Here is a 20,728-nt window from a genome sequence, read left to right on the forward strand (position 1 = left end):
TCACTCCGCCGCCTCGGCGAAACCTTCGTCGTCCTCTTCGTCTTCAACCGACTTGAGTTCGACATTGAGGCCAAGGCTGCGCATTTCCTTGACGAGCACGTTGAAGCTTTCGGGAATGCCGGCCTCGAACGTATCGTCACCTTTGACGATCGCGTCATAGACCTTGGTGCGGCCGACCACGTCGTCCGACTTCACCGTCAGCATTTCCTGCAGCGTGTAAGCCGCGCCGTAAGCCTGCAGTGCCCACACTTCCATTTCCCCGAAGCGCTGGCCGCCGAACTGCGCCTTACCGCCCAGCGGCTGCTGGGTGACGAGCGAGTAGGGGCCGATCGAACGGGCGTGGATCTTGTCGTCGACAAGGTGGTGCAGCTTCAGGACATACTTGCAGCCGACGGTGACCTTGCGGTCGAACGCCTCGCCGGTACGGCCATCGAGCAGGGTCACCTGACCGGATTCGTCGAGCCCGGCCATGCGGAGCATCGCCGAAACGTCGGCTTCCACCGCGCCGTCGAACACCGGAGAGCCCATGGGCACGCCGTTGCGGACGTTCTGCGCCAGTTCCACGATGGCATCGGTGCCGCGGCTCTCGATCTCGTCAGAGTAGTTCTCGCCGTAGACTTCCTTGAGCAGTTCCTTGACCGCTTCCGGCGGTGCGCCGGCTTCGGGATTCGGATTGGCTTCGCGCCATGCGTCCAGAGCATCGCCGATCTTGCGGCCAAGGCCGCGCGCGGCCCAGCCCAGATGGGTTTCGAAGATCTGGCCGACGTTCATGCGCGAAGGCACGCCCAGCGGGTTCAGCACGAAGTCCACCGGAGTACCGTCTTCAAGGAAGGGCATGTCTTCGGCCGGCAGGATGCGGCTGATGATACCCTTGTTGCCGTGACGGCCGGCCATCTTGTCGCCCGGCTGCAGCTTGCGCTTCACCGCGACGAAGACCTTGACCATCTTGAGCACGCCCGGTGCGAGTTCATCGCCCCGTTCCAGCTTCTCGCGGCGGTCCTCGAACTTGTCGTTGATGAGCTTCACCGCCTCGTCATACTGGGCCTTCACGGCTTCCAGCTGGCTCTGGCGGGCGTCATCGGCGACAGCGAACTTGAACCATTCGTGGCGCTCGACGCTTTCGAGAAGTTCCTCGTCGATCTCCGTGCCCTTCTTGATGCCCTTGGGGGCAGCAGAAGCGACCTGGCCGGCCAGCATTTCGCGCAGGCGGTTGTAGGTCGCACGGTTGAGGATCGCGCGTTCGTCCTCGGCGTCCTTCCGGAGGCGTTCGATTTCCTCGTTCTGGATCGCGCGGGTACGGTCGTCGATCTCAATACCGTGGCGGTTGAAGACGCGGACTTCCACGATGGTGCCGGCAACGCCCGGCGGCAGGCGAAGCGAGGTGTCGCGCACGTCGCTGGCCTTTTCACCGAAGATGGCGCGCAGCAGCTTTTCTTCCGGCGTCATCGGGCTTTCGCCCTTGGGCGTGATCTTGCCGACCAGAATGTCGCCAGGATGCACTTCGGCGCCGATGTAGACGATGCCCGCTTCGTCGAGGTTGCGCAGGGCTTCCTCGCCCACATTCGGAATGTCGCGGGTGATGTCTTCAGGCCCGAGCTTAGTGTCGCGGGCCATCACTTCGAATTCCTCGATGTGGATCGAGGTGAAGACGTCTTCCTTCACGATCCGCTCGGAGATCAGGATGGAGTCTTCGTAATTGTAGCCGTTCCAGGGCATGAACGCGACGAGCACGTTGCGGCCCAGCGCCAGTTCGCCCAGCTCGGTCGAGGGACCGTCGGCGATGATGTCGCCCTTTTCGATCAGGTCGCCCACCTTCACCAGCGGACGCTGGTTGATGCAGGTGTTCTGGTTCGAACGCTGGAACTTCTGCAGCGTGTAGATGTCCACGCCCGACTTGCCCGGCTCGATATCGCCCGAAGCGCGGATAACGATACGGGTCGCGTCGACCTGGTCCACCACACCGGCGCGCAGTGCGGCAATGGCGGCGCCGGAATCGCGGGCCACGGTTTCTTCCATGCCGGTGCCGACGAAAGGCGCTTCCGCCTTCACCAGCGGCACGGCCTGACGCTGCATGTTCGAGCCCATCAGTGCGCGGTTGGCGTCGTCGTTTTCCAGGAACGGAATGAGCGAAGCGGCGACCGAGACCAGCTGCTTGGGCGAAACGTCCATCAGCGTGATCTGTTCGCGCGGCAGCATCACGAATTCGCCGTTTTCACGGGCGGAGACGAGATCTTCCACGAAGCGGCCGGTCGCATCCAGTTCGGCCGAAGCCTGGGCGACGGCGTGCTTCTGTTCTTCCATGGCGGAAAGATACACGACCTCGCCGGTCACCGTTCCGTCCACCACGCGGCGATACGGGGTTTCGATGAAACCATACTTGTTGACGCGGCTGAACGAGGCCAGCGAGTTGATCAGACCGATGTTCGGGCCTTCCGGCGTTTCAATCGGGCAGATACGGCCATAGTGGGTCGGGTGAACGTCGCGGACTTCGAAGCCGGCGCGCTCACGGGTAAGACCACCCGGCCCCAGTGCCGAAACGCGGCGCTTGTGAGTGACTTCCGACAGCGGGTTGGTCTGGTCCATGAACTGCGAGAGCTGCGAGGAACCGAAGAACTCGCGAACCGCGGCCACAGCGGGCTTGGCGTTGATCAGGTCGTTCGGCATCACGGTCGACACGTCGACCGAGCTCATGCGTTCCTTCACGGCGCGTTCCATGCGCAGCAGGCCGACGCGGTACTGGTTTTCCAGCAGCTCGCCCACCGAACGCACGCGGCGGTTGCCGAGGTTGTCGATGTCGTCGACTTCGCCCTTGCCGTCCTTCAGGTTCACCAGTTCCTTGACTACGGCGAGGATGTCGTCGCTGCGCAGGGTGGTGACGGTGTCCTCGCATTCGAGGCCCAGACGCATGTTGAGCTTCACGCGGCCCACGGCCGAGAGGTCATAACGGTCGCCGTCGAAGAACAGGCCTTCGAACAGGGCTTCGGCAGTTTCCTTCGTCGGCGGTTCGCCCGGACGCATGACCTTGTAGATCGCTTCCAGACCTTCGTCGCGGTTCTCGGCCTTGTCGACCTGCAGGGTGTTGCGGATCCACGGGCCGGTGTTGACGTGATCGATGTCGAGCAGTTCGAGGCGGTCGATGCCGGCCTTGTCGAGCGCATCGAGATTTTCCGGCGAGACTTCGTCACCCGCTTCGATCCAGATGCGGCCGGTCGATTCGTCGATCATGTCATTGGCCGCATAACGGCCGAAGATTTCCTCGGTCGGGATCAGCAGGTCGGTCAGGCCGTCCTTGGCCGCCTTGTTGGCAGCGCGCGGGCTGATCTTCTGGCCGGCCGGGAACACTTCTTCGCCGGTATTGGCGTCGATCAGGGCGAAGCCCGGCTTCTGGCCGCGCCACTGCTCGGCCACGAAGGGGATCTTCCAGCCATCGCCGTTCTTGCCCGAAACGCGGGCCCAGGTGATGGTGTTGTAGAAGTGGTTGAGGATTTCCTCGCCATTCATGCCGAGGGCATAAAGCAGCGAGGTGACCGGCAGCTTGCGCTTGCGGTCGATACGCACGTTCACGATGTCCTTGGCGTCGAATTCGAAGTCCAGCCACGAACCACGGTAGGGGATCACGCGGGCAGCGAAGAGGAACTTGCCCGAAGAGTGCGTCTTGCCGCGGTCATGGTCGAACAGCACGCCCGGCGAACGGTGCATCTGGCTGACGATCACGCGTTCCGTGCCGTTGACGATGAAGGTGCCGTTCTCGGTCATGAGCGGCATGTCGCCCATGTACACGTCCTGCTCCTTGATATCGAGGACGGAGCGGGTTTCGGTTTCCGCGTCCACTTCGAACACGATCAGACGCAGGGTAACCTTCATCGGCGCGGCGAAGGTGATGCCGCGCTGACGGCACTCGGTGGTGTCGTACTTGGGGTCTTCCAGCTCGTAATGGACGAAGTCCAGCTCGGCGCTGCCGGCGAAGTCGCGGATCGGGAAAACCGAGCGCAGCGTCTTTTCAAGGCCGGAGACATAGCCGGTTTCCTTGTTCGAACGCAGGAACTGCTCGTAGCTTTCGCGCTGAACCTCGATCAGGTTCGGCATCTGCACCACTTCGTGGATGTCACCGAAGATCTTGCGGATGCGCTTCTTGGCGGTGCCGGAAATGGCGGGAGCTTTCGCCTTGCTTGCCATGGAGGAGATTGCCTCTTCTTCGTTGCGCCGGCGCCTCTACACGCCGACTTTATGAATTCTGCCACACGCGAGTGGCCCATATTGCGAAACGCCAAAAAGCCGCAGGCATACGCACCCCACCGGGGCCGCAGCTGCAGCTTGCGTCGCGATTATGGAATGTTGGCGCTTCCTTCCTGAGCAAGCCCCCGCGCAGGGCCCGCTTTGCTCGAAGCGATCCGACAGGCGTGGATATAGGAAGCAGGCCCGATTCTGTCAAACGCTGCAGCGCAATATGGCCCCCAAGCGCCCACGCGAGACGGCGGCAAAGCGCCGAATTTCCGCAAAACGATAAGTGAAATATCGTTTTTCGATATTATCGTTTGACAATAAATCCGACTCATCATATTGTTTATCGATATCAGCCATATCGGAGATCGGCAAATGACCAAATATGCCTCCAACGCCGCGACCGGCCTTGCCGCCCTGTTCATCGCCGTCGCGCTCTGGGCCCCGGTGATTACCGTGCCCGGCTCTGCCATTGCGGCCTATGCCGCGCCCCAGCTCGCCTGAGTCGGCCGAAAGGAGCCAATCCATGACCAAGGGCAACAGGGATCCGCTGCTGATCGTGGCGAAGGGCGGCACCATCCTGGTGCGCATCGCCCTCGTCATCGGGATGATCGGCCTCGGCGTCGCCATGGCGGTTAGCGTGGTCGATTCCAGCCTGATCGCCGACAATATCGCCATCTCGGTGGAACCGGCCAGCGTGGCGGAACTGACAGGCGGGCTGACGCTGGTACTGTTCCTGGCCCTAATATCGCTGGGCCTGATGTACGATTTCGTCACTCAGCTGGGCCGGATCATAGACACGGTAGGCCTCGGCGATCCCTTCACGCTGGAAAACGCCCGCAGGCTGCGCCGCATGGGCTGGCTGGCGATCGTGGTGCAACTGGTGGACCTGCCGATCGCCATGATGGCGACCTGGTTGGAGAGCAATGTGAAGGAGGGCAGCTTCCAGATGGACAGCGACATCTCCTTTACCGGGATCGGCCTTGCCATCGTGCTTTTCATCCTGGCACGTGTCTTTACACGCGGCGCCCAGATGCGCGACGAGCTGGAAGGGACCGTGTGATGCCGGTAATCGTGAAACTGGACGACCTGCTGCACGCCCGGCGCATGACGCTGACGGAACTGGCCGAACGGATCGACCTGACCCTGGCCAATCTCTCGATCCTCAAGACCGGCAAGGCCAAGGCAATCCGCTTCTCCACGCTGGAGGCGATCTGCCGGGAACTCGATTGTCAGCCGGGCGATTTGCTGGGCTATGACGGTGCGGAAGAAGCGCAAGGCTGAAATCCGCCCATCCCCGCAGCTTTTCTTGACAAATACCCCGGAAACGCTAGAGGCCCGCCCTGACCGGTGGGCCTTTCGCCTTTCGGTCATCCGTCCGAGACAGTTGGTGGAGGCAATATGGCCTCCTTAATTTCCAGCCTAGACGGGAAAGAGATTAAAGGCATTCGCCGCGTGCAATGCCTCATTCGCGCCCCTTATCCAATCGGATGGTGCGCACCTCCTTCCCTTCAACGGACTCGCCCGTGCCGATATTCGGTACGGTCAAACGTAGCCGGTCGTCCGGAGCCTAACCGGGCGACCATTGTGAAGGAGTAAGGCATGGATCGTTCGCAAAAAGCCGATTCGGTCGCCCAGCTCAACGCGAACTTCAACGAGGTGAGCGTGGTGGTTGTCACCCGCAATCTCGGCCTGACGGTGGCTCAGTCCACCGCTCTGCGCACGAAGATGCGTGAAGTCGGTGCGTCCTACAAGGTTGCGAAGAACCGTCTTGCCAAGCTTGCCCTCAAGGACACGCAATTCGAAGGCTTGGAAGATTACCTTTCCGGCCCGACGGCGCTGGCGACTTCGGTCGATCCGGTTGCTGCCGCGAAGGCTGCCGTGGATTTCGCCAAGGCGAACCCGAAGCTGGAAATCGTTGGCGGTTCCATGGGCGGCACCCTGCTCGACGAAGCAGGCGTCAAGGCTCTCGCCTCGATGCCCTCGCTCGACGAACTGCGTGCCAAGCTGGTGGGCCTGGTCCAAGCTCCGGCGACCAAGGTCGCCCAGCTTTCGACCGCCCCGGCAGCCAAGCTTGCCCGCGTTTTCGGCGCATATGCCGCCAAGGACGCCGCGTAAGAGGTTTTTCCCGCGAATTCACCCGGTTCAGGATCGTCCCGGCCGGGCCAACCTATCTGATTGGAGTACATTCAAATGGCCGATATCGCCAAGATCGTTGAAGAACTGTCGCAGCTCACCGTTCTCGAAGCTGCTGACCTCGCCAAGGCTCTCGAAGAAGCATGGGGCGTTTCCGCCGCTGCTGCCGTGGCCGTTGCCGCTCCCGCCGCTGGCGGTGGCGATGCTGCCCCGGTTGAAGAAAAGACCGAATTCGACGTGATCCTCACTGGCGACGGTGGCAAGAAGATCAACGTCATCAAGGAAGTCCGCGCCATCACCGGCCTGGGCCTGGGCGAAGCCAAGGCTCTGGTTGAAGAAGCGCCGAAACCCATCAAGGAAGGCGTTTCGAAGGCTGAAGCCGAAGAAATCAAGAAGAAGATCGAAGAAGCCGGCGGCACCGTCGAGCTCAAGTAATCTTCTTCCGGTTCGCCGGACGATTTACGCGAAGGGCGGCACCGCAGGGTGCCGCCCTTTTCGTTTGGAGCGCTTTCGCTCGCCCTCAGGCCTCATCCACCCTCCGCATCCGGTGCCGGAGGGATGGGAGAGAACGCGGGAATTGACGGGCACTCCAAAGCAAAAGGGCCGGAGCATTGCCCCGGCCCTTTTCAATTGCCTGTGCGGGAACGGTGCCCGCCAGCCGCTTACTTGAGCGTCTTGAGGTATGCGATCACTTCCTTGCGCTTGGCATCGTCCTTCAGGCCGGCGAAGCTCATCTTCGTGCCCGGAACGGTGCCGCGCGGATCGGTCAGGTACTTGTCCAGCGTGGCGTCGTTCCACTTGAGACCCGATTCCTTCATCGGCTTGCTGAATTCGTAGCCCGGAATATCACCAGCCTTGGTGCCGTAGACGCCGGCAAGCGACGGACCGATGCCATGCTTGCCCTTTTCGACCGAGTGGCAGGCCTTGCACATGTTGAAACCGGCCGGCGGCGTTGCCGGAGCGGCAGCGGCGACAGTCGCGCTGGCAGTCGGGGTCGGCGTGGCGGCAGCCTTGGTGGCCGCTTCGGTCGGGGTGGCGCTGGCCGAGGGCGTTTCGCTCGGAGCCGGAGTGGCTTCTTCCGAAGGCGTGGCGGATTCTTCCACGGCCGGAGCCGCGGTGGTTTCTTCCGCGGTCGGCTCTTCGCTGCTTGCGCCGCCACACGCAGCCAGAAGCAGCGCGAGCCCCGTCATCGAAGCGAGTTTCACAGATTTCATCACCAGGCCTCCTGCCACGTCATGCGACTCAATAAAAACGGGCTGGCCCATGCACTCAAGCCGGGGTTCTGCCAAGCCCAAACTGGCCATGTTGCGCCGTTTGCAAGCACCCTATGCGCCATTCTGTGGCACGCGGGCCTCAAAGTGCTTCCATTCCTTTCGGCGGTAACGATTGTTACTTCCTCCCCGACACTCCCGCGCCTATCCGGGCCGGCCGATGTTTACCCACGCCGACCATCCGACATGGCGATCCGAACTTGCCGCCACGCTGCGCCTCGCGGTGCCCTTGTCGCTGGCCGGGCTGCTGCAGATGGCCACCCATGCGATCGACGTGATCTTCGTCGCCCGGCTGGGGGAAGAACCGCTGGCCGCCACCAGCCTGGCCATCGCCATCTATGGCGTGATCGTGTGGAGCCTGTCCGGCCTGACCGGCTCGGTCGCAGCACTGATCGCGGCAGAACTCGGCCGGCGCAAACACGCGGTGCGCGAAGTGCGCCGTTCCACGCGCATGGCCCTGTGGCTGGCAATCGCCAGTTCCGCCGTGGGCATGGTGCTATGCGCGCAGGGCGAGGCGCTGATGCGGCTGACGGGCCAGTCCCCAGCCATTGCCGCGCTGGCGGATAGCTATCTGGACCTGCTGCTGTGGGCGATGCCCTGCACGATCCTGGTTAATGTGCTGCGCACTTTTGTCTCGGCACTGGGCAGGCCGGTCTATGCCACCGTGATCACCGGGCTGGGCGTAGTGGTGAACGGCATCGGCAATTACATCCTGATCTTCGGCAATTTCGGCGCACCGGCCCTGGGGTTGGAAGGCGCGGCCATTTCCACGATCTTCGCCTCGGTCTGCGGGCTGGCTGCCTATGTCGTCGCGATCCAGCAGAACCGCATCCTGCGCCGCTATTACATCTGGGGCCGCTTCTGGCGCCCGGAATGGACGCGCTTTGTCGAGATCGTGAAGATCGGCACGCCGGTGGCAGTAACGGTGGTCGCTGAAGCGGGTTTCTTCAGCGGCGCTGCCTTCCTGATGGGGCGGATCGGCCCGGCTGAGCTGGCCGCACATACACTGGCGCTCAACCTTGCCTCCTTCACCTTCCAGGTGCCCTTCGCCATCGGGCAGGCCGCGGCGATCCGCGTGGGCTTCCACTATGGCGGCAGGAACATCCCTGCCATCGGCCTTGCGGGCTGGGCAGCCGTGGCCGCCGGCACAGGCTTCATGGCGATTGCCGCAACAGCAATGCTGCTGGCACCGCGCCCGCTCCTGTCGATCTATGTGGACGTTACCGATCCGGCCAATCTGGAAATGGTGCGTTTTGCCGTCAGCTACATGGTGGTGGCCGCCGCTTTCCAGCTGGTGGACGGCGTGCAGGCCGTGACGATGGGCGCATTGCGAGGCCTGCAGGATACACGCCTGCCGATGGCCTATGCCGTGTTCGGCTATTGGGTGCCCGGGCTCGGCTGTTCGCTGCTGCTGGGTTTCTATACGCCGATGGCCGGAACCGGCGTGTGGATCGGCCTCGCGGTTGGCCTTGCGGTAGTGGCGGCGCTGATGCTGCGGCGCTGGATGCGGCGGGAGCGGCTGGGCCTGCTGCCACTTATTGCCGCTTAGGATAATTTTCTCATCTGAATCGCCTTGACCCTTCCGGGCGGCGCACCCATATGCCCGCCGCTGGCACTCTCAGAGTCAGAGTGCCAACGCTGTTATCAATTTTTTTGGAAGAGGTCATCATCATGGCATTCCGTCCGCTGCACGACCGCGTGCTGGTTCGCCGCATCGAAGCCGAAGAAAAGACGGCTGGCGGCATCATCATCCCCGACAGCGCCAAGGAAAAGCCGAGCGAGGGCGAAATCGTCGCCGTCGGCACCGGCGCCCGCGCTGAAAACGGCACCATCACCCCGCTCGACGTCAAGGCTGGAGACCGCGTGCTGTTCGGCAAGTGGTCCGGCACCGAAGTAAAGGTCGACGGTCAGGATCTGCTGATCATGAAGGAAAGCGACATTCTGGGCGTGATCGCCTGAGGCGATCCACCAGCGCTTTTTTCACTCCCACATTCTCTAGAGAGGAACAGGAACAATGGCTGCCAAGGACGTGAAGTTTTCGCGCGACGCACGCGAACGCATCCTCAAGGGCGTCGACACGCTCGCCAATGCCGTGAAGGTCACGCTGGGCCCCAAGGGCCGCAACGTCGTGATCGACAAGAGCTTCGGCGCTCCCCGCATCACCAAGGACGGTGTTTCGGTCGCCAAGGAAATCGAACTCAAGGACAAGTTCGAGAACATGGGCGCCCAGATGCTGCGCGAAGTCGCTTCGAAGACGAACGACCTCGCCGGTGACGGCACCACCACTGCCACCGTACTGGCCCAGGCCATCGTGCGCGAAGGCATGAAGTCGGTTGCCGCCGGCATGAACCCGATGGATCTGAAGCGCGGCATCGATCTGGCTGTCGGCAAGGTGATCGCAAACCTCCAGTCGCGCTCCAAGGCCGTGACCGGTTCGCAGGAAGTCGCCCAGGTCGGCATCATCTCGGCCAATGGCGACACCGAAGTCGGCCAGAAGATCGCGGAAGCGATGGAAAAGGTCGGCAAGGAAGGCGTGATCACCGTGGAAGAGGCCAAGGGCCTCGAATTCGAACTCGATGTCGTGGAAGGCATGCAGTTCGACCGCGGCTATCTGTCGCCCTATTTCGTGACCAACCCCGAAAAGATGACCGTGGAACTGGATAATCCCTATATCCTGATCCACGAGAAGAAGCTCTCCAACCTCCAGTCCATGCTGCCGATCCTCGAAGCGGTCGTGCAGTCGGGCCGCCCGCTCCTCATCATTGCCGAGGACATCGAAGGCGAAGCGCTGGCGACGCTGGTGGTCAACAAGCTGCGTGGCGGCCTCAAGGTTGCCGCCGTCAAGGCTCCGGGCTTCGGCGATCGCCGCAAGGCCATGCTGCAGGACATCGCGATCCTCACCGCCGGTGAAATGATCAGCGAAGACCTGGGCATCAAGCTGGAAAGCGTGACCGTTGGCATGCTCGGCCAGGCCAAGAAGGTCACCATCGACAAGGACAACACCACCATCGTCGATGGCGCCGGCAATGCCGACGAGATCAAGGCTCGCGTCGAACAGATCCGCGCCCAGATCGAAGTCACCACCAGCGATTACGACCGTGAAAAGCTGCAGGAACGTCTGGCCAAGCTGGCCGGCGGTGTTGCCGTGATCAAGGTCGGCGGTGCTTCGGAAGTCGAAGTGAAGGAACGCAAGGACCGCGTCGACGACGCTCTCCACGCGACCCGCGCTGCGGTTGAAGAAGGCATCGTCCCCGGCGGCGGTACGGCTCTGCTGTATGCCACCAAGGCTCTCGAAGGCCTGGCCGGCGCGAATGACGACCAGACCCGCGGCATCGATATCGTCCGCAAGGCGCTCTACGCACCGGTTCGCCAGATTGCCGAGAATGCCGGCCATGACGGCGCGGTGATTTCGGGCAAGCTGCTGGACGGCAATGACGAAAACCTCGGCTTCAACGCCCAGACCGACGTCTATGAAGACCTCGTGAAGGCTGGCGTGGTCGATCCGACCAAGGTTGTCCGCACCGCTCTGCAGGACGCGGCTTCGGTCGCCGGCCTGCTGATCACCACCGAAGCGGCGATCAGCGAACTGCCGGAAGACAAGCCTGCCCCGGCAATGCCCGACATGGGTGGCATGGGCGGCATGGGCTTCTAAGCCCAGCGTCTCCGCGAAAAAGATCGAGGGCCGGGAAAGCGATTTCCCGGCCCTTTGTCTTGCCCGTCATGCGGCGCAAAACCCTCTGCAGCACTCCATTCGTCCCTTGAGACGAGTCGTTTCATCGACCCCTTGATTGCAAAGCAAAAAAGCGTGATTAATAGTTTCCCAAGCTTGAAGGGGCATTTTGTTCGCATGGCAGTCGGCACGATAGGCAGGGTTTTCGCAGCGCTCGCACTCGGTGCGGCCGCGCTCGCACCTGTCCAGGCCGGGGCCGAGAACTTCGAGGCCGCCTTCGACAAGGCTTTCGGAACCGAACCGCGCGCACCGCGTATGTTCCAGCAGGGCAGCGGTTCCGCTCTCGAACAATATGTCGCCAAGCTGGCCGATGGCACCAATGGCCGCATCGGCGTTGCCGCGATCGACCTTACCACAGGCGAACAGGTTTCCGTGCTGGGCAGCCAGCGCTTCCCCATGGCGAGCACCAGCAAGATCGCCATTGCCGCCACCTTCCTGGAAGGCGTGGACAAGGGCCGCTGGAGCCTGGACGACAAGTTCCCGCTGATGGTGCCGCTGGCATCGAAGAAGCTTTCCACCAAGGTGGCGCCGGTCAAGCCTGGCAGGCTGCTTCCCGCCCGCGAACTGATCGACCTGATGCTGGTGCACAGCAACAATCAGGCAACCGATGGCTTGCTTGCCGTTATCGGCGGCCCGAAAGTTGTCAGCGAATGGGTGAAGAAGCGCGCCGGGATCGACGGCTTCAGCCTTGATCGCGACATTGCCACGCTGGTGCGCGACGAAACTGAATTCGACCCCTCGCTCTATATCGACCCGCGCGATTCAGCGACGCCGCTGGCCATGACCCAGCTGCTCAAGGGGCTTCACGAAGGCAAGTGGCTCAGCAAATCGAGCCGTGACCTCCTGATTGTGACGATGGAAAACTGCAAGACCGGCGCGAATCGGATCAAGGGCCAGATGCCCGCCGACGTGCAGGTCGCCCACAAGACCGGATCGCTCTATAACACTTCCAGCGATGTCGGCATCATTACCGGTCCGGACGGGCATTCGATCGCGGTGGCGATCTATGTCACCGGCGGCGGGATGGATCGCAATTATCGCACCGGCCGCATCGCGACCATTGCACGCGCCATCTATGATGGCTTTTCCGAGCCTGCACGCGTTCGCCTGAGCGCCAGCGGCTACGGCAACCCGTCCGAATATTGATCTGAAATCATTGTTATTTCCGTCTGCGGGTATTCCCGCCAGCGGATTTGCATGCCCTCAGGAGGTAGTTCGCCTCCGGCCCCGGCGAGTACCGACGCGCACAGCGCCGATGAACCTCTTCTTCCCTGCCGCTTGGCCACAGGGCATTCTGCCCCCATCCGGCCGAGGCGCGGATTGCGGGCAAACAAAAAGGGCGCGGCCTTGCGGCCACGCCCTTTCTGAATTCGGATCGAACCCCGAGATTACTCGGCGGCAGCCGATTCCGAAGCAGCCGGAGTGGCCGATTCGGTAGCAGCAGCGTCGGTCGCAGCGTCGGTAGCAGCGTCGGTCGCAGCATCGGTAGCGGCGTCGGTGGCTTCTTCCATTGCGGGTTCTTCGGTGGCTTCTTCGGTAGCTTCCGAAGAGCAAGCCGCGAGGGTCAGAGCAGCGCCGGCAGCAGCGGCGGCGAGAACGATCTTGCGCATGAATAGTAATCCTTGAACAGCGAGTAGACTACGCACGGCAAGCTGCCGCACGCAAAGCCTGCCGTCTCAAGCAGACTTCGGAGGGGACAAATAATGTCCAATTCAGGGGGATGCAAGCATGTTAGCTGCGAGTGCGAAGTGTCGCACCCTTTCGCGCACCCTACAACAGCCCATCTGAACGCAAAATACGTCCGGTTTATGACAGCACTTCCCCGCTCCAGATGCAGGGCAAATGCCACGTGCGATTGGGGCTGACCTCGCCCCGGCACACTGCTACCACCACGCCATGTCTACCGGATCACATGACAAAACGCCCGCTGAAGCGCCACTCCTGGCCGAGCCCAAGCGGCATCTCTACCTTGTAGACGGCTCGTCCTACATCTTCCGGGCTTATCACCGCCTGCCTCCGCTGACCGACCCGGAAGGGACACCGGTGGGCGCGGTCTATGGCTACACTACGATGTTGTGGAAACTTGCGGACGACCTGCACAAGGCGGACGGGCCGACTCACCTTGCCGTGATTCTCGACAAGTCCGGCACCTCCTTCCGCAATGAGCTTTATGAACACTACAAGGCGAATCGCCCCCCGCCGCCGGAAGATCTGGTTCCCCAGTTCCCCCTGATTCGCGATGCTACGCGGGCCTTCAGCCTGCCCTGCATCGAGGAGGCCGGATTCGAGGCGGACGACCTGATCGCATCCTATGCCCGCGAAGCAACGCGGCAGGGCTGGGACGTGACCATCGTCTCTTCAGACAAGGATCTGATGCAGCTCATCGGTGCCGATCCCGTGACGGGCGCGGAAATCGACATGCTGGATACGATGAAGAACCAGCGCATCCACATTCCCGAAGTGGTCGAGAAGTTCGGCGTGCCCCCGCAGAAGGTGGGCGACGTGCTGGCCCTGATGGGCGATTCGGTGGACAATGTGCCCGGCATCTTCGGCATCGGACCCAAGACGGCCACCAAGCTGATCCAGGATCACGGCGATCTGGAAAGCGCATTGGCGGCGGCGGAAGGCATGAAGCCTTCCAAGCTGCGCGAGCGCCTGCTGGAAGGCGTGGCCATGGCCCGGCTGAGCCGCGAACTGGTGGAATTGAAGCAGGATTGCCCCCTGCCCTTGCCGCTCGAATCCTTCGAGCTGGGCGAAATCCCCAAAGACCCGCTGGCCACCTTCCTTGAGAGGCACGGCTTCCTCAGCCTGCTCAAGCGGTTGGGCGACGGGCGCGGCAGCCCGGAACGCAAGACGCAGCTCAATCCCGCCAAGGCGGATCGCAAGGGCGAAGCTGCCTCTTCCGAGGGCAATCGCCAGCCTGCACTTGAAATGCCGCCGGTGGACCGTTCCGCCTACGCCACGGTGCAGAGCGTGGAGGAGCTGCAAGGCTGGATCGCCCGCGCCCATGCGGCGCGAGTGGTGGCGATCGACACGGAAACCAGCGCCCTGGATGCGATGCAGGCCGATCTGGTGGGCGTCAGCATGGCGCTGGGGCCGAACCAGGCCTGCTACATTCCGCTGGGCCATGGCGGCACGGACATGTTCGCCGAACGCGCCGACCAGATTCCGCTGAAGGAGGCACTGGCGCTGCTCAAGCCGCTGCTGGAAGACGATGCGGTGCTGAAGATAGGCCAGAACATCAAATACGATCTCAACGTTCTGGCCCGTTACGGCATCGCGGTGGCGCCCATCGACGATACGATGATCGTCAGCTTCGCGCTGGATGCCGGACGCTCGCTCGACGGGATCGGCGGCGGGCACGGGATGGACGAGCTTTCGCAGCGCCACCTCTCCCATACGCCGCTGGCGTTCAAGGACGTATGCGGCACCGGCAAGAAGGCAATTTCCTTCGCCGAAGTACCGCTGGACCGCGCGACCGAATATGCGGCCGAGGATGCCGACGTCACCTGGCGCCTGTGGAAGCTGCTCAAGCCCCGGCTGCCTGAAGAAGGCGGCACGCGCATCTATGAGCGGGTGGACCGCCCGCTGATCCCGGTAGTGGCCGAGATGGAGCGCAACGGCATTCGCGTTGACCGCGAACAGCTCGCCCGCCTCTCCGGCGAATTCGCCGAGGAACTGGGCGCGCTGGAAATGCAGATTCACGAACTGGCCGGTGAAGAATTCACGATCGGCAGCCCGCAGCAGTTGGGCCGTATCCTGTTCGACAAGCTGGGCCACAAGGGCGGCAAGAAGGGCAAGAGCGGCCAATATTCCACTGACCAGTCGGTGCTGGAAGGCCTTGCCTCATCCGGGGCAGATATTGCGCAGAAGGTGCTCGACTGGCGCCAGCTGGCCAAGCTCAAGAGCACTTACACGGATGCGCTGCAGGCTGCGATCAACCCGAAGACCGGGCGCGTCCACACCAGCTACAGCCTGGTGGGCGCACAGACCGGGCGGCTTTCCTCCACCGATCCCAATCTGCAGAACATCCCGATCCGCACAGAAATCGGCCGCCAGATCCGCAAGGCCTTCGTGGCCGAGCCGGGCAATGTGCTGCTCGCGGCGGACTACAGCCAGATCGAACTGCGCCTTGCCGCCCATATGGCGGACGTGCCGCCGCTGAAGGAAGCCTTTGCCCGCGGTGAGGACATTCACGCCCGCACGGCGGAGGAAATGTTCGGCCATGTCGATCGCGACACGCGCGCCCGCGCCAAGACGATCAACTTCGCCATCCTCTACGGCATTTCGCGCTGGGGGCTGGGGACGCGGCTGGGCGTTCCGGCCGACGAGGCGCAGGCGATGATCGACCGCTATTTCGAGCGGTTCCCCGGCATTCAGCGCTATATCCACGAAACGCTGGAGAGCGTGCGGGAGCGCGGCTATTCTGAAACGCTTTTCGGCCGCAAGACGTGGTTCCCGCGCATCCGTTCCGGCAATCAGGCCGAACGCGCAGGCAGCGAGCGTGCGGCGATCAATGCGCCGATCCAGGGCACCAGCGCCGACATCATCAAGCGTGCCATGGTGCGCATGATGCCCGCCCTGCGTGAAGCCGGGCTGGGCCATGTGAAGATGCTGCTGCAGGTGCATGACGAACTGGTGTTCGAATTGCCCGAGGCTGACGTTGAGGCAGCGTCCCCGATCATCGAGCGTGTGATGGCCGAAGCCGCCGGGCCCTCCGTGAAGCTCGATGTGCCGCTGGGCGTGGAGATCGGCACCGGCCCCGATTGGGGGGACGCGCATTGAACCCGGCCTTCGGCGACAGCCTGCACCTGCTCGCCAAGGAAGCGACCGGTGCCGCTGTCGCCGCCGGGATCGCCGTGGCCGTGGCCATCGCGCTCCATTTCCTGATCTTCGCCATTGCCGGGCGCATCACGCGGCTGTCGCAATTGCAGTCTGACGAACTGGTGCTCGACCGGCTGCGCCAACCTTTGCGCTGGTCGCTGGTGGCAGTGGGCCTGTCCATCGCGGCGGAGGCCCAGCCCTCGCTCGCCCATCTGTGGGACAGCGTGGCCCGCTTCGTGGTGCCCGCCCTGCTCGGCTGGGTCGCCTTCTCGCTGATCAAGGCCTTCGCTCTCGCCATGGACAGCCGGGCGGAGCTTTCGGCAGACGACCAGACCGCCCGCAGCCGCCGCACCCGCATCGCGATCTTTTCGCGCACTGCTGGCTTCGTGATCGTATTCGTCACCGTGGCGCTGATGCTGCTGGGCATTCCCGGCGTGCGCAATGTGGGCGTCACCCTGATGGCATCGGCTGGCCTTGCCGGCCTGGCCGTGGGCGCTGCGGCCCAGCCCGCACTCAAATCGCTGATCGCGGGCATGCAGATGGCCCTGACCGAGCCGGTCCGCATCGGCGATCTGGTGGTGATCGAGCATGAGACGGGCCGGGTGGAGGATATCCGCCTGACCTATGTGGTGATCCGCACGGCTGACGAGCGCCGCCTGATCGTGCCGACTTCCAAATTCCTCGACACCAGCTTCCAGAACTGGACCCGCGTTTCCGGCGGCCTCACCGGATCGGTGGTGCTGCCCATCGCATCGGGCCATGCCATTGCCCCCATGCGCGAAGCCTTCCTGGCGGCGCTGGCCACGCGCCCGCAATGGGACAGGCGCACCGGCGAATTGCAGGTATCAGACGTGACCATCGATGGCGTGCAGCTGAAACTGCTGGTCAGCGCAGCCAATGCGGCAGACCTCGCCCGCCTGCGCCTCGACATGCGTGAGGCGATGATCGAGTGGCTGCGCGAGAATATGCCTGAGGCTTTGAAGGGGTAGGAGGCTACTCTCTTCCCGTGTCGTCATTCCAGCGAAAGCTGGGATCGCTGTCGGCAGATTGCAGGGTCGAGAATTCGCCCGTCCCAAAATGGGCAGACCTTGCTACCGCTCATTTGGCGAACTCGCATTGCGAGGTGAGCGATCCCAGCTTTCGCTGGGATGACGATTTGCAATAGCTCAGGCTACCCCGCCCCTCCCCCAGCGGGAGGAGAGGCGGGGTATCCGATCAATCGTGCTTACGGCTGCGGGTGGATTCCACCATGCCTTCATGGATGAAACCGATCGGCTGGACTTCGGCGGCGCGCTTTTTCAGCTCGCCCTTCATCTTCTGATATTCGGTTTCCATTTCCGGCGTCACCGTGGCGCGCGAATCCTTCAGTGCCTCGTCGAAATCGCCGGCTGTAACGGTCTGCACATCCTCGCCCGCGCGGCGGATGGCGACGAGGCCCGCGCGGCGGACCACGTCTTCCAGATCGGCCCCGGTGAAGCGGTCGGTCTGTTTCGCGAGCGCGCCAAGGTCCACATCCGATGCCAGTGGCATGTCCCGGGTGTGTATCTTGAGGATATGCGCGCGGCCCGCCTCGTCCGGCGTGCCGACATAGACCAGTTCGTCGAACCGGCCCGGCCGCAGCAGCGCCGGATCGACCAGCGCCGGGCGATTGGTCGCGCCGATCACCACGATGGACTGCAATTCCTCCATCCCGTCCATTTCGGCCAGAATAGTGTTCACCACGCGGGCGGTCACCTGCGGTTCGGCCGTGCCGGTGCCGCGGGCAGGAACGAGGCTGTCGATCTCGTCAATGAACAGCACGCAGGGCGCCACCTGCCGCGCACGGGCGAACAACCGGCTGATCTGCTGCTCGCTCTCGCCGAACCACTTGGAAAGTAGGTCGCTCGACTTGATCGAGATGAAGTTCGCCTCCGCTTCCTTGGCCACGGCCTTGGCCAGCAGGGTCTTACCCGTGCCGGGAGGACCATAGAGCAGGAAGCCCTTGGCCGCGCGAATGCCCAGCCGGTGGAAGGCCTGCGGATTGCGCAGGGGCAGTTCCACGCCTTCCTTGAGCTTCTCCTGAGCCTCGCCCAGCCCGCCAATGTCGCTCCACCCCACATTGGGGGCCTGCACCATCACTTCGCGCATGGCACTGGGCTGCACGCGCTTGAGCGCCTCGACAAAGTCGGAGCGTTCGACGCAGAGCTCTTCCAGCACCTCGTTGGGGATGGTCTGCGCTTCAAGGTCCAGCTTCGGCATGATCCGGCGCACGGCCTCGATCGCGGCCTCGCGCGCCAGGGCGGCAAGATCGGCACCGACAAAGCCGTGAGTCGTGCGCGCCAGTTCGGCCAGATCAACCCCTTCGCCCAGCGGCATGCCGCGGGTGTGGATGGAAATGATCTCACGCCTGCCCTTCTCGTCAGGCACGCCGATCACGATCTCGCGGTCGAACCGGCCGGGGCGGCGCAGGGCCTCGTCAATCGCATCGGGCCGGTTGGTGGCGCCGATGACGACGAGATTGGCGCGCTTGTCCAGCCCGTCCATCAGGGTCAGCAACTGGGCGACCAGCCGCTTTTCCGCCTCGCCATGGACCTCGCTGCGCTTGGGCGCGATCGAATCGATCTCGTCGATGAAGACGATGGAGGGGGCAACGCGAGTCGCTTCCTCGAATACTTCACGCAGGCGCTTTTCGGATTCGCCATAGGCCGAACCCATGATTTCCGGCCCGTTGATGATGAAGAATTCCGCTTCGCTTTCATTGGCGACGGCCTGCGCAAGGCGGGTCTTGCCCGTTCCCGGCGGGCCATGCAGCAGCACGCCCTTGGGCGGATCGACGCCCAGGCGACGGAACAATTCGGGATAGCGCAGCGGCAGTTCCACCATTTCCTGCAACTGGCGGATCGTATCGCCCATGCCGCCGACATCGTCGTAATTGACCGAACCGCGCCCGTCGCGCGGCTCCTCGAATTCGGGGCGCAGCTCCACCTCGGTATTCTCGTCGATATGGACGATGCCCTTGGGCGCGGTGGAAACCACGGTGAGGCGAATCTGGGTGAGCGCATAGGCAGGCGCATTGAACATGCGCATCACTTCAGGCGGCACGTCGCGCACGGGCTGCTGCCCGGCAGTGGCGACGAGGTCGCCCGCGACCAGCGGCTTGCGGAAGAAATTACGCTTCAGGGCCTGGCTCGGCCCCTGCAGGCGGATTTCACGCTGGGCGGGGGCGAACACCACGCGGGTGGCTGGGCGCGATTCAGCCTTGCGGATCATGACATGCTCACCCGATCCGGTTTCGGCATTGCCACGCTGCAGGCCGTCCAGCCGGATCATGTCGATCCCCTGGTCTTCCTCATAGGCGGGTACGGCAATGGCCGCCGTGGCGCGCTTGCCAGTGATTTCTACCACATCGCCTTCGGTGATGCCGAGGCGGGAAAAGGCGGATCGGGGAATACGGGCAATGCCGTGGCCGGATTCTTCCTGTCGTGCATTCGCGACCTGGAGCCGGACGGTGCCCTGATCCAGTGTTGCGACGTCCGCGTCTGCCATGCGTCCTGCTCCTTACCGGCCCGACAAGGGCCTGATTGATCTTCAAAAAGGAAGCTAGGAAGCCGGTGCGCCGATTGCAAACGCCGATGGTGGCAGCAAGCCGCCAGGGCATGCGCGCAGGCCCTGCAAACCCGCGCCGGAAGCGGGTAAGAAAAAAGGCCCGACCGTTGCCGGCCGGGCCATGGAAGTTTTGGGAGAGGATGCCTGAAAGGCCATTTTGATATGCTCCGGGGGGGTGTTTTGTGCAAGTGCGAAAAGGTCAAGCGTTGTTGCATGGAATGCAACTAGTGTTGAAGCACACGCATTTCCGCCACTCTTAACCTCCGGTTCAGCCTATCGCCACGCAACTGTCGCCGGTGAGTTGATTTTCGCAAATTTACTTGCTGCACTGCAGCATCATTGGTTGACGTTACGGAATGCTAGCTTTCGAGAACATGGCCATCCCTGAAGGACATCCGACTCGATTCGAGAATCACTCTTCCGCCGGTTTGGCGCAGCCCTGCGCGGTTTCCTCACCCAAGGTCCGTTCGACCGTCCAGGGATAGGAATTGTCGGACATTCCATCGCTGCATTCGCCCGGAGTAACGAGAATCTGCAGGATCTGGCCTTCAAGATTGGCCGTGAACAGCACGCTTTCGGCCCCGTCGGCGCGAGTTACCGGCGCCTTCACCCCTCCGGACGAGAGATTCTCCGGCGTGGTATAGGTCAGTTCGGTCCGGTCGATGTCGACGCTCCAGAAGGGTTCGGTCCCCGCAGCGCGAATCTCGGCGGGGAGGAACGAGAGCGAGACAGGGTCCGGCTCGGGCGAGGCGGTGACGGCCTGCACAGGCGTGGGCGTTGCATCGCCTGCATTGCTCGCGCCGCTGCCGCAACCTGCCAGCAGGGCGCCGGCCAGTGAGGCGGACAGGAGCGCGAACCCGAAAAGCATCGACTTGCGCATGGCTGCCTCCACTCTTCGCATGGCGCGTTCTTAGCCTGCCTTGCGCCACATGCACCATTGCAAAGTATGCTGCATCGCAGC

The 20,728-nt window shown here is 63.0% G+C and carries 17 protein-coding genes; 11 read left to right on the forward strand and 6 right to left on the reverse strand.

Features of this window, described 5'->3' with window-relative positions; all coding sequences use genetic code 11:
* Together rpoB and SZ64_RS18650 are read right to left on the reverse strand one after the other, a co-directional pair.
* A complete protein-coding gene (rpoB, locus tag SZ64_RS12570) occupies nucleotides 1-4,176 on the reverse strand; it encodes a DNA-directed RNA polymerase subunit beta (protein WP_054531139.1) in 4,176 nt (1,391 codons plus the stop codon).
* A 252-nt stretch (nucleotides 4,177-4,428) separates the two neighbouring features.
* On the reverse strand, nucleotides 4,429-4,581 hold the full coding sequence (locus SZ64_RS18650) for a hypothetical protein (protein ID WP_156313638.1): 153 nt from the start codon (nucleotides 4,579-4,581) through the stop codon (nucleotides 4,429-4,431).
* A 15-nt stretch (nucleotides 4,582-4,596) separates the two neighbouring features.
* On the opposite strand from SZ64_RS18650, the gene SZ64_RS19025 reads away from it, so the two are divergent.
* The 5 genes from SZ64_RS19025 to rplL all read left to right on the forward strand — a co-directional run bounded on the left by SZ64_RS19025 (nucleotide 4,597) and on the right by rplL (nucleotide 6,792).
* Nucleotides 4,597-4,725 (forward strand): hypothetical protein, encoded by a 129-nt coding sequence (locus tag SZ64_RS19025; RefSeq protein ID WP_277813741.1) that lies wholly within the window; start codon nucleotides 4,597-4,599, stop codon nucleotides 4,723-4,725.
* 22 nt (nucleotides 4,726-4,747) lie between these two features.
* On the forward strand, nucleotides 4,748-5,284 hold the full coding sequence (locus SZ64_RS12575) for a DUF2975 domain-containing protein (protein ID WP_054531140.1): 537 nt from the start codon (nucleotides 4,748-4,750) through the stop codon (nucleotides 5,282-5,284).
* Nucleotides 5,284-5,505, forward strand: a complete 222-nt coding sequence (locus SZ64_RS12580; RefSeq protein WP_054531141.1) for a helix-turn-helix transcriptional regulator — start codon at nucleotides 5,284-5,286, stop codon at nucleotides 5,503-5,505. Before SZ64_RS12575 ends, SZ64_RS12580 begins: the two co-directional genes overlap by 1 nt.
* Nucleotides 5,506-5,823: 318 nt before the next feature.
* Nucleotides 5,824-6,339 carry a 50S ribosomal protein L10 gene (gene rplJ / locus SZ64_RS12585; RefSeq protein WP_054531142.1) on the forward strand — a complete coding sequence of 172 codons (516 nt, stop codon included), beginning with the start codon at nucleotides 5,824-5,826 and terminating at the stop codon, nucleotides 6,337-6,339.
* A gap of 75 nt (nucleotides 6,340-6,414) precedes the next feature.
* Entirely contained in the window at nucleotides 6,415-6,792 is a 378-nt protein-coding gene (gene rplL / locus SZ64_RS12590; protein ID WP_054531143.1) for a 50S ribosomal protein L7/L12, read from the forward strand.
* A 227-nt stretch (nucleotides 6,793-7,019) separates the two neighbouring features.
* Here rplL and SZ64_RS18950 read toward each other — a convergent pair whose 3' ends face one another.
* On the reverse strand, nucleotides 7,020-7,571 hold the full coding sequence (locus SZ64_RS18950) for a c-type cytochrome (protein WP_241773036.1): 552 nt from the start codon (nucleotides 7,569-7,571) through the stop codon (nucleotides 7,020-7,022).
* Nucleotides 7,572-7,788: 217 nt separating this feature from the next.
* On the opposite strand from SZ64_RS18950, the gene SZ64_RS12600 reads away from it, so the two are divergent.
* The 4 genes from SZ64_RS12600 to bla all read left to right on the forward strand — a co-directional run bounded on the left by SZ64_RS12600 (nucleotide 7,789) and on the right by bla (nucleotide 12,504).
* A complete protein-coding gene (locus SZ64_RS12600) occupies nucleotides 7,789-9,177 on the forward strand; it encodes an MATE family efflux transporter (protein ID WP_054531144.1) in 1,389 nt (462 codons plus the stop codon).
* Nucleotides 9,178-9,299: 122 nt separating this feature from the next.
* Nucleotides 9,300-9,587, forward strand: a complete 288-nt coding sequence (gene groES, locus SZ64_RS12605) for a co-chaperone GroES (RefSeq protein ID WP_054532243.1) — start codon at nucleotides 9,300-9,302, stop codon at nucleotides 9,585-9,587.
* Nucleotides 9,588-9,642: 55 nt separating this feature from the next.
* Nucleotides 9,643-11,280: a chaperonin GroEL gene (gene groL / locus SZ64_RS12610; RefSeq protein WP_054531145.1), complete on the forward strand. Its 1,638-nt coding sequence runs from the start codon at nucleotides 9,643-9,645 to the stop codon at nucleotides 11,278-11,280.
* Between the two features lie 195 nt (nucleotides 11,281-11,475).
* Nucleotides 11,476-12,504, forward strand: a complete 1,029-nt coding sequence (gene bla / locus SZ64_RS12615) for a class A beta-lactamase (protein ID WP_054531146.1) — start codon at nucleotides 11,476-11,478, stop codon at nucleotides 12,502-12,504.
* A 242-nt stretch (nucleotides 12,505-12,746) separates the two neighbouring features.
* Here the strand turns inward: bla and SZ64_RS12620 are convergent, their stop codons facing one another.
* The gene (locus SZ64_RS12620) at nucleotides 12,747-12,968 is read right to left on the reverse strand and encodes a hypothetical protein (RefSeq protein WP_054531147.1); all 222 of its coding nucleotides are present in this window, start codon (nucleotides 12,966-12,968) and stop codon (nucleotides 12,747-12,749) included.
* 286 nt (nucleotides 12,969-13,254) lie between these two features.
* Between SZ64_RS12620 and polA the strand changes: the two genes are divergently transcribed.
* Nucleotides 13,255-16,143, forward strand: coding sequence for a DNA polymerase I (gene polA / locus SZ64_RS12625; protein WP_054531148.1), 2,889 nt, complete (start codon nucleotides 13,255-13,257; stop codon nucleotides 16,141-16,143).
* Entirely contained in the window at nucleotides 16,140-17,171 is a 1,032-nt protein-coding gene (locus tag SZ64_RS12630; RefSeq protein ID WP_054531149.1) for a mechanosensitive ion channel domain-containing protein, read from the forward strand. Before polA ends, SZ64_RS12630 begins: the two co-directional genes overlap by 4 nt.
* A 226-nt stretch (nucleotides 17,172-17,397) precedes the next feature.
* Here SZ64_RS12630 and SZ64_RS12635 read toward each other — a convergent pair whose 3' ends face one another.
* Nucleotides 17,398-19,707 carry a CDC48 family AAA ATPase gene (locus SZ64_RS12635; RefSeq protein WP_054531150.1) on the reverse strand — a complete coding sequence of 770 codons (2,310 nt, stop codon included), beginning with the start codon at nucleotides 19,705-19,707 and terminating at the stop codon, nucleotides 17,398-17,400.
* 472 nt (nucleotides 19,708-20,179) lie between these two features.
* On the reverse strand, nucleotides 20,180-20,647 hold the full coding sequence (locus SZ64_RS12640) for a hypothetical protein (RefSeq protein ID WP_054531151.1): 468 nt from the start codon (nucleotides 20,645-20,647) through the stop codon (nucleotides 20,180-20,182).
* Nucleotides 20,648-20,728: the final 81 nt, after the last annotated feature.

Origin of the sequence: Erythrobacter sp. SG61-1L (genome assembly GCF_001305965.1) — a bacterium.
Classification (GTDB): domain Bacteria; phylum Pseudomonadota; class Alphaproteobacteria; order Sphingomonadales; family Sphingomonadaceae; genus Andeanibacterium.

What these genes read in the sequence shown, in the direction of transcription:
- rpoB (WP_054531139.1), bottom strand. Translation starts at nt 4,176, where the DNA reads ATGGCAAGCAAGGCGAAAGCTCCCGCCATTTCCGGCACCGCCAAGAAG.
- SZ64_RS18650 (WP_156313638.1), bottom strand. Translation starts at nt 4,581, where the DNA reads ATGGCTGATATCGATAAACAATATGATGAGTCGGATTTATTGTCAAAC.
- SZ64_RS19025 (WP_277813741.1), top strand. Translation starts at nt 4,597, where the DNA reads ATGACCAAATATGCCTCCAACGCCGCGACCGGCCTTGCCGCCCTGTTC.
- SZ64_RS12575 (WP_054531140.1), top strand. Translation starts at nt 4,748, where the DNA reads ATGACCAAGGGCAACAGGGATCCGCTGCTGATCGTGGCGAAGGGCGGC.
- SZ64_RS12580 (WP_054531141.1), top strand. Translation starts at nt 5,284, where the DNA reads ATGCCGGTAATCGTGAAACTGGACGACCTGCTGCACGCCCGGCGCATG.
- rplJ (WP_054531142.1), top strand. Translation starts at nt 5,824, where the DNA reads ATGGATCGTTCGCAAAAAGCCGATTCGGTCGCCCAGCTCAACGCGAAC.
- rplL (WP_054531143.1), top strand. Translation starts at nt 6,415, where the DNA reads ATGGCCGATATCGCCAAGATCGTTGAAGAACTGTCGCAGCTCACCGTT.
- SZ64_RS18950 (WP_241773036.1), bottom strand. Translation starts at nt 7,571, where the DNA reads ATGAAATCTGTGAAACTCGCTTCGATGACGGGGCTCGCGCTGCTTCTG.
- SZ64_RS12600 (WP_054531144.1), top strand. Translation starts at nt 7,789, where the DNA reads ATGTTTACCCACGCCGACCATCCGACATGGCGATCCGAACTTGCCGCC.
- groES (WP_054532243.1), top strand. Translation starts at nt 9,300, where the DNA reads ATGGCATTCCGTCCGCTGCACGACCGCGTGCTGGTTCGCCGCATCGAA.
- groL (WP_054531145.1), top strand. Translation starts at nt 9,643, where the DNA reads ATGGCTGCCAAGGACGTGAAGTTTTCGCGCGACGCACGCGAACGCATC.
- bla (WP_054531146.1), top strand. Translation starts at nt 11,476, where the DNA reads ATGGCAGTCGGCACGATAGGCAGGGTTTTCGCAGCGCTCGCACTCGGT.
- SZ64_RS12620 (WP_054531147.1), bottom strand. Translation starts at nt 12,968, where the DNA reads ATGCGCAAGATCGTTCTCGCCGCCGCTGCTGCCGGCGCTGCTCTGACC.
- polA (WP_054531148.1), top strand. Translation starts at nt 13,255, where the DNA reads ATGTCTACCGGATCACATGACAAAACGCCCGCTGAAGCGCCACTCCTG.
- SZ64_RS12635 (WP_054531150.1), bottom strand. Translation starts at nt 19,707, where the DNA reads ATGGCAGACGCGGACGTCGCAACACTGGATCAGGGCACCGTCCGGCTC.
- SZ64_RS12640 (WP_054531151.1), bottom strand. Translation starts at nt 20,647, where the DNA reads ATGCGCAAGTCGATGCTTTTCGGGTTCGCGCTCCTGTCCGCCTCACTG.